Consider the following 14,229-nt stretch of genomic DNA (forward strand, 5'->3'; position numbering starts at 1 on the left):
CATGCGGTCCGGTCCCGAGCGCCCATCCTCCGTGAGGGGGCTGCGCGCACGCGCGGCCGAGAGTGCGCGGGGGCCGTCGACGTTGCACGCTGATGCCGCTGGCGGCCGGACAGGGGCGGCATCGCTTGTGGCACGCAAAACGTCCGTCTACAGTGCGGGCAGGCAAGGAGCCCGGGACAGCGCCTGGGCCACCGCCGGTCACATCGAGGTATGGAGCGTCGGAAAGCGCCCTCGCCACCACCTCCTTTCGCTCTCCTCCGCATCCATCCATCCGGCAGTCGTCTCCCGGGTGGGCGAAAGGCATTCCCTTGACCATCTACTCCCAGCACGCCAACCGCGGGAAGACACAGATTCTCGCGAGTTACCAGGGGTTGGACGGCGTCGTGTCGTCAACTGTGACGAGTCTCGGCGACTCCCGACTCGCGGCTCCGATCGTCGACGCTCTCAACCGGATCTCTGCCCTTGCCACAGTCCCGGTCAGTGTCCACGACCGTCGGGAACGTCGTTCGGGCTACTACCCGAGCGAGCACCTGGCGGCGCTGACGGATCCGGCTGCCCGTGCCGGTCTTGTGAGCGGCGCGCACAGTCTCTGGTACGAGTACGTCTGTCTGCGACTTCACCAGGCGCTGGCTGATCTGGAGGATGCCCTTATTGCCGTGCCCGACACGATCAAGATCGCGATCCGTGCCGAACTGAAGGTGGAGGAAGGCGGGTTGCGTACCGCAGTCGCCGAGTTCTCGGGGCAGAACTCAGGGCCTGAGACGGACAACTCGCGCCACTGGGAGTTCGGCCATGCCTTCGTGAAGCACGACGATGGAATGGACACGCTGAACCACGAGACGCGCGAGCAACTGGACCGCCGGGAGGCCGGGATCACTGCGGAAGAGCGCGAGCAGGCTGTCGCCAACCTGCGGGTGCTGGTCACCGCTCATTCTCGGTGCGCCGGCATGTGGGCTTCACTGGACGACCCCTGTAGCCAGATCTTCGCGGAGCCCTACGACTCGGACGGTTTCTTCGTGACGGTGCAAGCGCCGGTACCCGGCGACGACGATGCGGATGGTTCCTGGGAGATCGAGGTCGGGCGCTGGGAGCCGGACGATCCCGAGGAGGAATACGGGGAACACAGCAGTGCAACGGGCAGCACCGTGATCCGCTGTGTGCTCCCCACTTCACCGGACACCGACGACATCACAGGCCTGCTGCGCTTCGTCGGCGAGCAGCCGAAAGTGCTCGCCGAATGGGCCGATACGCGCGTGGGAGCAGCGCTCGTGGGGACGGCGTTTGTGGTAACCAAGGGCTACGAATCCTGAACGGGCCCTCGACGAGGGGCCGGGCTGCGAGCGAGACGGGCCGAAACGGACAACCTCACGGGGGATGTCCCGGCTTCTATGCCGCAAGCCGGGCAGGCGCCCGGAACTCGATCCCGGCAATGGACCGGTCAGGGCGCCTCCGGAGTTGACCGCTCAGTGGCGTGGCGAAATCTGCCCGGCAAGGCCCCAGGCTCTTCACCCGCGAATGGTCGGTGTGGTTGTGGCGGTCCGGTGCTGTGTGAGGTTGCTCCGGTCATGGTGTGACGTGGCTTACCGAAGCGCGGTCCTCGTAGAGGGCAGAGAGGAGTGTGGAGATTTCACTGCGGGCCCGGGTGCGAGCCGGGGATCCGGATGCGTTAGGCAACTCTTTGACGAACACGCTTCGGTGGTTCACCGGCATGCCGTGTGGATGACCGGCAGGTTATGGCCGATGACATCGTGTCGCTGGCGGCGGAAAGCAACGCAGTTGCTGGACCGGATCGCCCCGGCGGCGGTCGGCTGCCCGGCGGTCGCGGTACGTGACGGCCAGTTCATCTACACCAGGTTGCAGGGGTCGTCGGACGAGTTGGGCTGGCCAGCGACGCCTCCGAATGACGCCAAGGGGCTCTTCACGCCCGCCCTGGTGGCGTACGAGGGCACAATCCGGCGAGACCAGTGGAAAGTCGGTGGACGGCAAGCGGGACGCTCTCAGGAAGTCTCGGGCTGTCCTCGACCGGCGAACCCGACTCGTCCCACAAGGACGCGATGACCATGAGCGGCACTGCATGCCTGGGCTTCCGGCAGCCACTCATCCCGACGCGCTGCTGAAGAAGCTCTCCGGCGACGCCGAGAGCGTGGCAGCGAGCCGCCCCACGGAAGTGGTCGTCGAGGACCTCGGAGCCGTCCATGGTCGCCGAGGTCACGCCGCTGCCCGATCTCAGTGCCGGGCTCTACCGTGCCATGGGCAAGGTGCCGGGCGGGCGCGTCGTGGGCCACGTTCGGGATGCGGCGGGGCGGGAGGACGTCGGTCTTGCGTTCAAGGGCGCCCCGAAGGGCTATGCCTGGGGCTTCGACTCGTCCGGCCTCGTCCACCGCGGAACAACCGACGCAGCGCTGATGGAAGTTGGCGTCACGGACAAAACGGGCGAGGTGCCGGTCGGCTCATCCTGAGCAAGCAGGCAGAGGGCGTCCGCCTGAGCGGACGCCCTCCTCGCGTGTCAGTACTGCTCGGTCTCCACGAAGCCCGCGTCCGCGTCGTCGTCGGCGCCAAAGGCGTCGGCGGCGGCCGTGGGGTCGAATCCGGGCGGGCTGTCCTTGAGGCCCAGGCCCATGCCGGCGAGCTTCGCCTTGACCTCGTCGATGGACTTCGCACCGAAGTTTCGGATGTCCAGGAGGTCGGCCTCGGAGCGGGCGACGAGCTCGCCCACGGAGTGGACGCCCTCGCGCTTGAGGCAGTTGTAGGAGCGGACCGTGAGGTCGAGCTCCTCGATCGGCAGAACCAGGTCGGCGGCGAGCGCGGCATCCGTCGGGGACGGACCCATGTCGATGCCCTCGGCGTCGATGTTGAGCTCACGGGCGAGCCCGAACAGCTCGACCAGGGTCTTGCCGGCGGAGGCCATGGCGTCACGCGGAAGCATGGCCTGCTTGGTCTCGACGTCGACGATCAGCTTGTCGAAGTCGGTGCGCTGCTCGACACGCGTCGCCTCGACCTTGTACGTGACCTTGAGGACCGGCGAGTAGATCGAGTCGACCGGGATGCGCCCGATCTCCTGACCGACCTGCTTGTTCTGGACGGCGGAGACGTAGCCGCGACCGCGCTCGACGGTCAGCTCCATCTCCAGCTTGCCCTTGCCGTTGAGCGTGGCGAGGACGAGATCGGGGTTGTGGACCTCGACACCGGCCGGGGGCGCGATGTCGGCGGCGGTGACCAGACCCGGGCCCTGCTTGCGCAGGTACATCACGACCGGCTCGTCGTGCTCCGAGGAGACGACGAGCTGCTTGATGTTGAGGATCAGGTCGGTGACGTCCTCCTTGACGCCCGGCACGGTGGTGAACTCGTGCAGGACACCGTCGATGCGGAGGCTGGTGACAGCAGCGCCGGGGATCGACGAGAGGAGGGTACGACGGAGCGAGTTGCCGAGGGTGTAGCCGAAGCCCGGCTCCAGCGGCTCGATCACGAACCGGGAGCGGAACTCGTCGACGACCTCTTCGGTCAGGGACGGACGCTGAGCAATGAGCACGAGGTGTTGCCTCCAGTGGTTTGGCGCCCGCTATGTGACGCCGTAGACACCTCGAAGGGTACGGGCGTTCCGGGCTATCCGGTCTCAGGGGAGGCCGAACCGCCGTCTCCGACCCGACGAGGATACTTCGGGCCTTCCTTCCGCCACCAGGAAGGACTCGGCTCCGGCCGTCTCGTACGGCAGTCGGTTTTCGGTGGGAAACGCACCCCTTTCGTGAATGGGAAACGCACCCTTTCGGGCCGTGGACTCGAACCTGCGGCGAACCGGGAAGGTGCCGACCGTCAGGTTCGGCTGTTTCTCGGGCAGCCCCGGTGCGGCCACACCACCGTCTCAGTTCGGTTTGCGCCATACCGAGATGTGCTTCGCGGAGTCCTCGGTGAACGGTGCCCCGGACCAGTCCGCGACGCGCCGTTCCGGTTCGAGCCCCGCGAGCCGGGCCATCAGGTCCAGCTCCGCAGGCCATGCGTACCGGTGCCGTGAAGTGTCGCGGCGGTAGCGGCCGTCGTCGCCCTCGCGGGTGAAGTGGTGCGAGACGAGGAGCTGCTGGACCAGGTCGAAGGTGTCGAAGCCGATGTGCCGCTCGGACACGTCGAACGGCACCGCCAGCTGTCCCGGCGGCAGGAACCTCAGCGGCGGCACGCCCAGCTCGATGACGAATCGGCCGCCGGGCGTCAGATGGCGCGCGGCGTTGCGGAAGCACTCGACCTGCTCGTCCTGCGTGAGCAGGTTCGTGATGGTGTTGTAGACGAGGTAGACCAGCGTGAAACTGCCGGGGACGACGGTCGTGGCCATGTCCCCGATGGTGACCGGGAGCGTCTCCTCGTCGATCTTGCGCCGCAGGACCGCCGCCATGTGTTCGGACAGCTCGATGCCCGTTACCGGCACGCCGCGTTCCCGGAGCGGGACGCCCACCCGTCCCGTTCCGATCGCGAACTCCAGTGCCCGGCCGTCTCCGGCGAGGTCGGCGAGGAAGGCGAGGGTCGGCTCCAGATCGGCAGCCGAGGAATTCTCGCTCTCCTCGGCGTCGTAGCGGTCGGCGGTCGCACGGGTCCACAGCTCACTGCTCGTCACGAGCAGTCACCTTGCCGGGCACGGCGAGGTGATGTCGACGCATTTTCCGTCCGGTTCCTTCCGCCGTGCGACGGGCCGGGCGGTGCGATGCCCGACTGTTCGCTCGGCGACGGCGTCGACGCGCGTCACCCGTCACGGATCGAATTGGACCGGGTTGGATTGGATCGAGTCGGATCGGATCTGATTCGGTTCGAGTGATTGACCGTGTTCCGTCAGATGGTGATGCTGGAGCAGAGGACTGAACGCGAAGCACTCTTATGAACGCCGTGTCCAGTCTGTCCAGGTACACCAGTGATGATCTGTTCGATCCTGAACCCCCACGCAGGAAGGCAGGAACAGACATGCAGGAGATCCGGGAGCCTCAGGAGATCCGCCGGACACAGGAGACGCAGGACCGGTCGGGTCCCACCGTCACCGGTGGGACCGGCTGGCAGTCGCCCGAGTACGAGGTCGTCGACACCGCGCTCGAAGTGACGGCGTACGCACTGGTCACGCGGTAATCCCGCCGCTGTGCTGCTGCAGGTGCTCGGCACCGCGGCGGGCGGCGGACTGCCCCAGTGGAACTGCGCGTGTCCCGGCTGCGCCGGGGCACGCGCCCATCCGGAGCGGCGCCGCCGCCACGCGTCCCTCGCCGTGCGGGCGGACGCCGGTCGCTGGTACATCGTCAACGCCACCCCCGACATCGGGGACCAGATCGAGGACACCCCCGCCCTGCACCCCGGTCCCGGCGCCCGGCAGACGCCGGTCGCGGGTGTCGTCCTCACCGACGCCGAACTCGACCACACCCTCGGCGTCGCGCGGCTGCGCGAGGCGGACGGCGTGGAACTGGTCGCCACCGCACCGGTGCGCGAGGCCCTGCTCGCCGGCCCGCGCCTCGGAGCCGTGCTCGGACCGTACACAGAGCTGCTCTGGCGGGAGTTGGGCACGACTGCGCTGCCACTCGGTCCGGAACTGGAGGCCGTCGCCGTGCCCGTCGCCGCCAAACGCCCCCGGTACGCGGCGGGAACGGGCGACGACGACCCGCGCTGGGTGGTCGCCCTGGTGCTCCGCGAACCGGCCACGGGGAAGTCCCTCGTCTACGGCCCCGCGCTCGCCGCCTGGCCCCACGCCCTGGAGGAGGCCGCCGAGGCCGCCGACTGCGTCATCGTCGACGGCACCTTCTGGGACGAGGACGAGCCCGTCCGCACCGGGATCTCCAGCAGGACCGCGAGCGGCATGGGACATCTGCCGATCGACGGGGCAGCCGGCACCGCCCACCGGATGAGCGGGCTGCGCGCCCGCTGTCTGTACACGCATCTCAACAACACCAACCCCCTGACCGACCCGGACGACGACCGGTACAAACAGCTGGCCGACCGGGGTCTAGAGGTCGCCGCCGACGGAATGGTCATCGAGCTGTGACGACAACACCTGTACGGGACACGACCGCCCAGGAACGGCAGGACCCCTGGAGCCGCCCGGAGTTCGAAGAGCGGCTGCGCGACATCGCCACCACCCGGTACCACGACCGCCACGCCTTCAACGTACGGATGCACGAAGGCGCACTGACCCCGGTCGAGCTGCGCCGCTGGATCGCCAACCGCTTCCACTACCAGCGGCACATCCCCGTCAAGGACGCCCTGATCCTCGCCAAGTTCGAGGACCCGGCACTGCGCCGCATGTGGCTGCGCAGGATCGTCGACCACGACGGCGTACGGGAGGGGGAAGGCGGCATCGAGCGCTGGCTGCGGCTCGGCGAGGCGGCCGGGCTCGACCGGGAACGGCTGTGGTCGGCCGAGGACGTACTGCCCGGGGTGCGGTTGGCCGTCGACGGATACGTCAACTTCTGCCGGCTCAGGTCACCGCTGGAGGCCGTCGCCGCCTCTCTCACCGAGTTGTCCGCTCCCGGACTGATGCGCACCCGCATCGCCGCCTTCGAACACCACTACCCGTGGATCGAGGCCGAGGGGCTCGCCTACTTCCGTACCCGCGTCGAACAGGGCAGCCGGGACAGCGCAGAGGCGCTCGCACTGGTCGAACGGTGGGCGCTCACCCGCGAGGAGCAGGAACGGGCCGTCGCCGCGCTCGGCTTCAAGTGCGAGGTGCTGTGGTCGCTGCTCGATGCCGTGGACGGGGCGGGGGAGCGGCCATGAAACCCGTGCGGGAGGCGCCTCCCGGCGCCCGCGCCCCGGCCGAGAGCGAGGACGAGGGCGATGGCGCGGGCGGGCACGCGGGTGCGGGTGCGGGTGCGGGCGAGAACGAGCTCGTCGGCGTGGGCGAAGTCACCGTTGCGGGCGCCGAGGGATGGAGCCCGGTGCTGAGCCGGTCCGTCATGCTCCGGCACGACCGGGTGCGCGGCACCGACCTGTTGCTCATGCCGGAACGTGTGGTCGTGCTGCGGGGCAGCGCGGGCGCCGTTCTGAGGCTCTGCGACGGCCGACGCGAAGTCGCGGCGATCGTCGCCGAGTTGGCCGAGCGCTTTCCCGGCGCGTCCGTCGCCACGGAGGTTCCGGAGTTCCTGGGGCGGATGCGCGAGGAGGGCTGGATCCGATGACCGAGACGCCCGCCGCGCCCATCGCCCCTCCCTGGGCGCTGCTCGCGGAACTCACGCACGGCTGCCCGCTGCACTGCGCCTACTGCTCCAACCCCTTGGAACTGGTCCGCAGATCCGCCGAACTCCGTACCGACGAGTGGGTCGACGTCATGCGCCAGGCCGGTGAGCTGGGCGTCGTCCACACGCACCTCTCCGGCGGTGAACCGCTGCTGCGGCGCGACCTGCCCGAGATCGTCGAGGCGGCCGACGCGGCGGGCATCTACACCCAGTTGGTCACCAGTGGCGTGGGCCTGACCCGGGAGCGGCTGGCCGCCCTCACGGACCGCGGGCTGCGCAGCGTCCAACTCTCCGTGCAGCACGCCGAATCCGCCGCCTCCGACCGGATCGCCGGGACCCGCTCCTTCGCCGCCAAGCAGAAGGCGGCGGCCCTGGTCCGGGAGGCCGGACTGCCGTTGGGCCTGAACGTCGTGCTCCACCGGGACAACCTGGACGCGATCGACGCCCTCTTCGACCTGGCAGTGGACTGGGGCGCCGAACGGATCGAGCTGGCGAACACCCAGTTCTACGGCTGGGCGTTGGTCAACCGGGACCGGCTGCTGCCCGGGCGGGAGCAGATCGACCGGGCACGGGCCGTCGTCGAGGCCCGGCGAGAGCAACTGGCCGGACGGGTTGACGTGGTGTGGGTGGTGCCCGACTACGTCGACGGGATCGCCAAGCCCTGCATGGGCGGTTGGGGTGCCGTCTCACTGACCGTGGCCCCCGACGGCACAGTGCTGCCCTGCCCGGCCGCCGCCACACTGCCGGGGCTCGACGCCCCGAACATCAAAGACCGTTCCCTGGAGTGGAGTTGGCGCCAATCACCGGCGTTCCACCGCTACCGCGGCACCGACTGGATGGCCGCACCCTGCCGCTCCTGCCCCGAGCGGGACACCGATCTCGGCGGCTGCCGCTGCCAGGCGTACGCGCTCACGGGTGACGCCTCCCGCACCGATCCCGTGTGCCGACTGTCCCCCGACCACGGTCTGGTACGGACGCTCGTCGATGCTCCCGTCTCGCGGACCGACCTGCCGACGGTCCCCCGCTCCCATCCACCGCGAGGCGCCCCGCAGGGCCCTCGGAGGGTGTGACCCACACCAGATCCCTTCCAACCCCCACTTGGAGGACCGATGCGAACGACCAGCAAACGCACGTCCCGTAGAGCGCTGACCACGGGCGTGGCCTTCTCCCTGACCGGGCTGTTGCTCACGGGAGTCACCGGACTCGGAACCGCCCAGGCCGACACCAGCGCCCCGGCGGCTGCCGCCGGCGTACCGACCTCCGTCACCCCCATCACCACCGGGCTGACCGTCCCCTGGGGCGTCGGCTGGCTGCCCGACGGCTCCCACTCCCTGGTCACCGAGCGCGACGACTTCCGGGTCTGGAAGGTCACCCCCGACGGCACGAAGACCCAGGTCGGAACCGTGCCCAACAGCCAGACCACCAACGGCGAGGGCGGCCTCATGGGCGTGGCCGTCGACCCCGGCTGGGCCACCAACCGCTACGTGTACTTCATGCACACCGCCGCCGAAGGCAACCGCATCGCCCGCATGACGTACAACGGCACCTCGCTCACCGGCTACACGGTGATCCTCCAGGGCATCAGCAAGGCCCGGTACCACAACGGCGGACGGCTTGCCTTCGGCCCGGACGGCTATCTGTACGCCACGACCGGCGACGCCCAGAACACGGCTCTCGCCCAGGACCGGAACTCCCTCAACGGCAAGATCCTGCGCCTGACCACCTCCGGGCAGCCGGCCCCCGGCAATCCCTTCGGCAACTACGTCTACAGTCTCGGCCACCGCAATCCGCAGGGGCTCGCCTTCGACCGCAACGGGCGGCTGTGGGAGGCCGAGTTCGGCAACTCCCGGTTCGACGAACTGAATCTGATCAAGCCCGGCGCCAACTACGGCTGGCCCACCTGCGAGGGCACCTGCTCGACCGCCGGGATGACCAACCCGAAGAAGACCTGGACCACCGGTGAGGCCTCGCCCAGCGCCATCGCCATCGCCGACAACGTCGTCTACATGGCCGCTCTGCGCGGCGAGCGCCTCTGGCGCATCCCCATCGAGGGCGACACCGAGAACGTGGGCACGGCGACGGCGTACTACGTCGGTACGTACGGCCGGCTCCGTACGGTGGTCAAGGTCCCCGGCAGTGAACAGTTGTGGCTGGCGACCACCAACGCCGACGCCAACGGAGGCGAGCCGGACGGCGCGGACCGCGTCCTGCGGGTGACCCTGGGCTGACCGCCCGGGTGGCCCCTGGGCCGACCACCGAGTTCCGTCCGGAGAGATGACGGCTCAGCGGGTCGGTCCGGCCCGTGTGGCGTAGGAGACGGCCCGGCCTCGGGCGGCGGCGATGTTCTGTTCCGACCGCTCGGGGTGCCGCTCCTGACGTGTGGGTGCCCGCGCGTGCGATTCCGGTGGGCTCGCGTGGCGCAGGACCGACTGCTCAGCGAACACGGCTCTCGAAGCACTCCTCCTTGCCGTCCGACGCCCGGCGGAAGCAGGCTCGTACGACCGTGCCGGAGCCGGTGGTGGTCATCGGGGTGTAGACGTACGCTTCCGCGTCGGCTTCGTCCTCGACCTCGGCGGAACGTGGGCGGCCGTCCGCCGTCACCTCCAGCCGGTCGCCGATCCGCGTGTCCCACATCCGGGCCCAACTGGTCCCGCACGTCTCGCTGTGGCGCAGTTCCAGCATGGCTCCCGAGGCGGTGCGGTGCGAGGCGAGGGTCTGCGGCCCGATCCCGCACTTCATGTCCATCGGGTTCCTGCCCTCGCACGCCGCTCCCCGGCAACGGGGCCCGGTGGCGGACGGGGAAGCGGAAGGGGACGAGCGTGGCGCGTCCTGGCCCAGGACGAGGAAGAGAGTCATCGCCACACCGCCGACGACCACGGCACACACCGAAGCGAGCACCGCCACGGCCGCACCCCTGCGCCCGGCGTGCGTGTCATCCCGTGCAGCCGGAGCGGACGCCTCGGGCGGGATCGGTCCCGGTGCCGCCGACGGTGCCTGTGCGGGCGTATCCGTACGCAGGGCCGGTGCCGCGCGTCCGCTCCACTGCGACTCCGCGATCTCCCACAGCGCCAGACACCGCCCCTCCGGTTCTGAGGCGAGCCGGCACAGTTCCCGCACCGCGTCGCGCGGCGGCACACTCTTGCCGTTGAGATAGCGCTCCCAGGACGACTTGCTGAACGCGGTCCGTTCCGCCAGGCCCACCATGCTCAGGCCCGTACGTGCCCGCAGGTCCCGCAGCGCGGCCGCCAGTCGTGCACGTTCCGGCGACGGCGTCGTGCGCGTCATCGCCGTAGCGCTCCCCAGGTGTGCCGGCCGATGATGCCGTCCACGACGAGGCCCGCCCGCTTCTGCAACTGCTCGACCGCGCTCTTGGTGTGCGGACCGAAGATCCCGTCGACGACCCCCGGTGCGAGGCCCGCCCTGCGCAGCAGACACTGCGCCTCGGCCACCTCCGGACCGGCGAGCCCCTCCGCCAGGACGGCGTCCCGGGTACGGCTGTTGCCCGCGTACCAGCGGCCGTCGATCCGCTCCACCTCACAGGCGTACGTACGCGGCCCCGACGGAGACGGTGACGGTGAGGCGGACGCGGTGGCCGAGGCGAGAGGGGTTGCCGACGCTCTGCCGTCGCCGTCCGAGAGCCGTACGGCCAGCAGGACCGCCGAGGAGACGGCCAGCACCAGCGCCACGGACCCCGCCACCAGCGCGACGCGCAGCGAACGCCCTTGCCGCGTCTCCTCGTTCGGGGCCGACAGACTGTACGGCCCGGTGTCGTCGGCCCCGGCTGCCTGAAGTGATTCAGAGGCTTCGACCGTGTGAGCCGCCCCAGTTGCTTCGGATGCTTCCCGCGCTTCCGGTGCCGGCGTGCCCGAGCGTCCCTCTCCCCAGGCCTCGGCGGCGACCTCGTGCAACGCGAGCAGCCGGGTCGGATCGTCACCGCCGATCCGGGCCATCGCCTCGACGGCCTCCCGGGGCGGCAGCGACCGCCCGCCCAGGTACCGCTCCCACGACGACGCGCTGTACCCCGTCTTCGCCGACAGCTGCCGCAGGCTCAGTCCGCTGTGGTCCTTGAGCCGGCGTAGGCGCACCACCAACTGCCGTACACGCGGATCCAGTTCACCGGGCAGAGCTTTCCAACGCGACATGTTCCCCCCACTCGCGTTCGCGGACCATGGTCAGCGGTCCGAATTTCCCGCGCATTCTGCATCAGCTTTCACGATGTGCCCCATACACCGGTTCCGCCTCCGTACCGAATCGGCCATCGTCCGCCGCGGCGGCTCGGCCGGAACCGTCCCGCGGGATCGTCCCAACGAGTGAGGTCCTAGCAGGTCAGCGGGTGGGGCGTCCCGCGATGACGTCACTTTCCCGGCAGTCGTGGCGCCGCACACGGCCCACCACACAGTCTGATTGCCGAGCCGACCACACGGTCGGCCCCGCCCGCAGAGGGCACAGAGGGAACCGAAGCATCGGAGGGGAAAGTATGCGAGCTCTGACGAGGACGATCGTCAGTGTCACCGCCGCCGTCGGGATCGCCGCGGGGGGCCTGGCGGGCTCGGGCGCCGCCTTCGCGGACTCCGCACCGGCCGCGAAGCCGGCGGTGAGCGCCCAGGACGTGACCATCCTCGCGACGAACAACCTCGGCCTGAGCACCCAGCAGGCCAAGAACATGCAGTGCTTCCTGAGGAACGCTCCGGCGAGCTACACCGGCGCCATCGACGGACTGCTCGGCACCAACAGCTGGAAGGCGTACCAGCGCTGGCTCAAGGAGTACTGGGGCTACACCGGTGCCATCGACGGCATCGTCGGCCCCAACACGATCAAGGCGCTGCAGCGCAAGCTGGCCTTCAACTGGGGCTACACGGGCGCCATCGACGGGATCGCAGGATCGGGGACCAAGGCCGCGTTCAAGCGGCTCGCCAACGACAACAGCGTCTTCTTCCCCTGCTGACACCGAAGTGCTGACACCGAAGTGCTGACGCCGAAGCTGACGCAGAGTCGGATCGTCGCGCTTTGAGGTGAAGACCGCGGTCTGTCCTCTCACGGGGGAGGGGACAGGCCGCTTCTCGTTGTCAGTACGTCTGACCGCTACCGCGTCCGACCTCCCGAACGGTGTGCGGTGGCCGATCCCGGCCCCACACTCAGCGGTTAGCCTTGGCTATGATCGGTTTCTCTGCACTCGGCCGGAGTCCGCGATGAGCGTCGTCGACTCCTTCCCGCTCGGGGCCGCGACCACGCTCGCCGAACTCGCCCGGGATCCGCACCCGCGACTGGCGCAGCTGCGTGCGCGGGAGCCCGTTTCGTGGCTTCCCGAACTGGACGGATGGCTGGTGACCCGGCGCGACCTCGCGCTGAGCGTGATGCGGGACGCGGCGACCTTCACCGTCGACGACCCCCGGTTCTCCACCGCACAGGTCGTCGGACCGAGCATGCTGTCGCTGGACGGCGCCGAGCACGCCCGCCACCGCGAGCCCTTCAACCAGCCCTTCCGCCCGCGGGAGGTCCGTGACGGCTTCGCCTCGTTCATCGAGCGGGAGACCGAGCGGCTCATCACCGCCCTGGAACTCACCGCCCTGGAACCGACCGGTGCCGTGGACCTGCGGCGCGCCTTCGCAGGCCCGCTCGCGGTCGCCGTCGTGACCGAGGCACTCGGGCTGGCGGGCACCGACGCGGACACGGTGCTCTCCTGGTACGACGCCATCGTGCGGTCGGTCTCCGACATCACCGCCGGACATGACGCGGCGCCCGCCGGCGCCGCGGCGTACGCGCAGCTGCGGGCCGCCGTGGAAGCCACCGTCGCGGATCGGAGTACGTCCTCGCTCCTCGTCTCCGCCGCCGGGCGGCTGGCGGTGCCCGAAGTGGCCTCCAACGCCGCGGTCCTGATGTTCGGAGGCATCGAGACCACCGAGGGGATGATCACCAACGCGCTGCTGCACCTGCTGCACCACCCGGACCAACTTGCCCTGGTCCGGGCCGACTTCGATCTCCTGGACGGCGCGATCGAGGAATCGCTGCGCCTGGAACCCGGGGCGGCGGTCGTGGACCGCTACGCCACCTGTGACACCGTGCTCGGCCCGGCCGCGATACGCAAGGGCGACCTGGTGACCGTCTCCCTGACGGGCGCCAACCGCGACCCGGCCGTCTTCCCCGACCCCGACCGCTTCGACGTCCGCCGCGAGAACGCACGCCTCCAACTGGCCTTCGCCCACGGCCCGCACTACTGCCTCGCCGCACACCTCGCCCGCCTGGAGACCCGGATCGCGCTCCAGCATCTGCTCGAACGCCTCCCCGCCCTGCGCCTCGACCCGGAGCACCCCACCGCTCCGTACGGTCTGGTCTTCCGCAAGCCGCTCACGCTGCACGTGCTGTGGGACAGGGACAGCGCCGCCTGACACTGCCCCCGGCCGTCATCGACAGGAGTCCGTGAAGGCGCGGGCCCGTCGGGTGATCTCCGGCCAGTCCCCGGCGGCCACCAGGGAGGGCGGTACGACGTTCGAGCCGGCGCACACAGCACGCGCCCCGGCGGCGAGGAAAGCGGCCGCGTTGTCCTCGTTGACACCGCCCGACGCCACCAGCGGTACGTCCGGGAACGGTCCGGCCAGATCCCGGAGGTAGCCGGGGCCGAAGGCACGCGCGGGGAAGATCTTCACCGCGTCGGCGCCGAGATCGAGCGCCAGGCCGACCTCCGTCGGGGAGAGGGCGCCGAGGACGACCGGCCCCCCGGCCGCCGACGCCGCCTTGGCCACCCCCGGGCGGCAGCCGGGCGTGACGAGGTACCGGGCCCCCGCGTCGATCAGTTCCTCGGCCTGTTCGCCGGTCATCACCGTGCCCGCGCCGATGCCGTCCCCGTCGTCGGCCACCGCACGTCGCAGGTGCGCGGCGAGTCCGGGCGTGGTGCGGGTGAACTCGATCCAGCGGATGCCGCCGGCGCGCAGGGCCGCGCACAACGCCGCCGCGTCGGGTATCTCGGGTGCGCGGACGACGGCGATCACGCGGTCCTTCGACAGCTGGGAGAGGAAGTCTGCGGTCATGGGCGGGAGTTCTC

Annotated in this window: 16 protein-coding genes; 10 read left to right on the forward strand and 6 right to left on the reverse strand. The window is 70.0% G+C overall.

All coding sequences use genetic code 11. The features are described from left to right. Positions 1 to 308: 308 nt before the first annotated feature. Both OG718_RS45210 and OG718_RS45215 read left to right on the forward strand, forming a co-directional pair. Complete coding sequence (locus OG718_RS45210; RefSeq protein WP_328846889.1) at positions 309 to 1,310, forward strand: hypothetical protein; 1,002 nt, start codon at positions 309 to 311, stop codon at positions 1,308 to 1,310. Positions 1,311 to 2,195: 885 nt separating this feature from the next. Beyond that, positions 2,196 to 2,459, forward strand: a complete 264-nt coding sequence (locus OG718_RS45215; RefSeq protein ID WP_328846890.1) for a hypothetical protein — start codon at positions 2,196 to 2,198, stop codon at positions 2,457 to 2,459. A 47-nt stretch (positions 2,460 to 2,506) separates the two neighbouring features. On the opposite strand, the gene OG718_RS45220 is transcribed toward OG718_RS45215, so the two are convergent. Next, complete coding sequence (locus OG718_RS45220) at positions 2,507 to 3,529, reverse strand: DNA-directed RNA polymerase subunit alpha (RefSeq protein WP_200400102.1); 1,023 nt, start codon at positions 3,527 to 3,529, stop codon at positions 2,507 to 2,509. Positions 3,530 to 3,859: 330 nt separating this feature from the next. Further along, positions 3,860 to 4,600, reverse strand: coding sequence for a class I SAM-dependent DNA methyltransferase (locus OG718_RS45225; RefSeq protein WP_328846891.1), 741 nt, complete (start codon positions 4,598 to 4,600; stop codon positions 3,860 to 3,862). A gap of 368 nt (positions 4,601 to 4,968) precedes the next feature. On the opposite strand from OG718_RS45225, the gene pqqA reads away from it, so the two are divergent. Genes pqqA through OG718_RS45255 form a run of 6 tightly spaced genes read left to right on the forward strand, consistent with a single transcriptional unit; the run spans position 4,969 to position 9,418 of the window. Beyond that, positions 4,969 to 5,100, forward strand: a complete 132-nt coding sequence (gene pqqA / locus OG718_RS45230) for a pyrroloquinoline quinone precursor peptide PqqA (RefSeq protein ID WP_186001056.1) — start codon at positions 4,969 to 4,971, stop codon at positions 5,098 to 5,100. 10 nt (positions 5,101 to 5,110) lie between these two features. Then, positions 5,111 to 6,001, forward strand: coding sequence for a pyrroloquinoline quinone biosynthesis protein PqqB (gene pqqB, locus OG718_RS45235; protein WP_328846892.1), 891 nt, complete (start codon positions 5,111 to 5,113; stop codon positions 5,999 to 6,001). Next, positions 5,998 to 6,732: a pyrroloquinoline-quinone synthase PqqC gene (gene pqqC / locus OG718_RS45240; RefSeq protein WP_143633141.1), complete on the forward strand. Its 735-nt coding sequence runs from the start codon at positions 5,998 to 6,000 to the stop codon at positions 6,730 to 6,732. Before pqqB ends, pqqC begins: the two co-directional genes overlap by 4 nt. Beyond that, the gene (pqqD, locus tag OG718_RS54495) at positions 6,729 to 7,133 is read left to right on the forward strand and encodes a pyrroloquinoline quinone biosynthesis peptide chaperone PqqD (RefSeq protein WP_443055263.1); all 405 of its coding nucleotides are present in this window, start codon (positions 6,729 to 6,731) and stop codon (positions 7,131 to 7,133) included. Before pqqC ends, pqqD begins: the two co-directional genes overlap by 4 nt. After that, the gene (pqqE, locus tag OG718_RS45250) at positions 7,130 to 8,260 is read left to right on the forward strand and encodes a pyrroloquinoline quinone biosynthesis protein PqqE (protein ID WP_328846893.1); all 1,131 of its coding nucleotides are present in this window, start codon (positions 7,130 to 7,132) and stop codon (positions 8,258 to 8,260) included. The genes pqqD and pqqE overlap by 4 nt, the downstream gene beginning before the upstream one ends. Before the next feature lie 39 nt (positions 8,261 to 8,299). Then, positions 8,300 to 9,418, forward strand: a complete 1,119-nt coding sequence (locus OG718_RS45255) for a PQQ-dependent sugar dehydrogenase (RefSeq protein ID WP_328846894.1) — start codon at positions 8,300 to 8,302, stop codon at positions 9,416 to 9,418. Between the two features lie 54 nt (positions 9,419 to 9,472). Here the strand turns inward: OG718_RS45255 and OG718_RS45260 are convergent, their stop codons facing one another. From OG718_RS45260 to OG718_RS45270, 3 genes are read right to left on the reverse strand one after another with little or no spacing between them, the layout of a single operon-like run. Further along, the gene (locus OG718_RS45260; protein ID WP_328846895.1) at positions 9,473 to 9,634 is read right to left on the reverse strand and encodes a hypothetical protein; all 162 of its coding nucleotides are present in this window, start codon (positions 9,632 to 9,634) and stop codon (positions 9,473 to 9,475) included. Then, positions 9,624 to 10,475 (reverse strand): helix-turn-helix domain-containing protein, encoded by an 852-nt coding sequence (locus OG718_RS45265; protein ID WP_328846896.1) that lies wholly within the window; start codon positions 10,473 to 10,475, stop codon positions 9,624 to 9,626. The genes OG718_RS45260 and OG718_RS45265 overlap by 11 nt, the downstream gene beginning before the upstream one ends. Beyond that, positions 10,472 to 11,332, reverse strand: coding sequence for a peptidoglycan-binding protein (locus tag OG718_RS45270; protein ID WP_143633151.1), 861 nt, complete (start codon positions 11,330 to 11,332; stop codon positions 10,472 to 10,474). The genes OG718_RS45265 and OG718_RS45270 overlap by 4 nt, the downstream gene beginning before the upstream one ends. A 335-nt stretch (positions 11,333 to 11,667) precedes the next feature. Between OG718_RS45270 and OG718_RS45275 the strand changes: the two genes are divergently transcribed. Both OG718_RS45275 and OG718_RS45280 read left to right on the forward strand, forming a co-directional pair. Then, a complete protein-coding gene (locus OG718_RS45275; RefSeq protein WP_143633152.1) occupies positions 11,668 to 12,135 on the forward strand; it encodes a peptidoglycan-binding domain-containing protein in 468 nt (155 codons plus the stop codon). A gap of 244 nt (positions 12,136 to 12,379) precedes the next feature. Beyond that, positions 12,380 to 13,576: a cytochrome P450 gene (locus OG718_RS45280; protein ID WP_143633154.1), complete on the forward strand. Its 1,197-nt coding sequence runs from the start codon at positions 12,380 to 12,382 to the stop codon at positions 13,574 to 13,576. 15 nt (positions 13,577 to 13,591) lie between these two features. Here the strand turns inward: OG718_RS45280 and OG718_RS45285 are convergent, their stop codons facing one another. Then, positions 13,592 to 14,215, reverse strand: a complete 624-nt coding sequence (locus OG718_RS45285) for a bifunctional 4-hydroxy-2-oxoglutarate aldolase/2-dehydro-3-deoxy-phosphogluconate aldolase (RefSeq protein WP_328846897.1) — start codon at positions 14,213 to 14,215, stop codon at positions 13,592 to 13,594. Between the last annotated feature and the right edge of the window lie 14 nt (positions 14,216 to 14,229).

The sequence above is a fragment of the Streptomyces sp. NBC_00258 genome (assembly GCF_036182465.1).
In the GTDB taxonomy this organism is placed as follows: domain Bacteria; phylum Actinomycetota; class Actinomycetes; order Streptomycetales; family Streptomycetaceae; genus Streptomyces.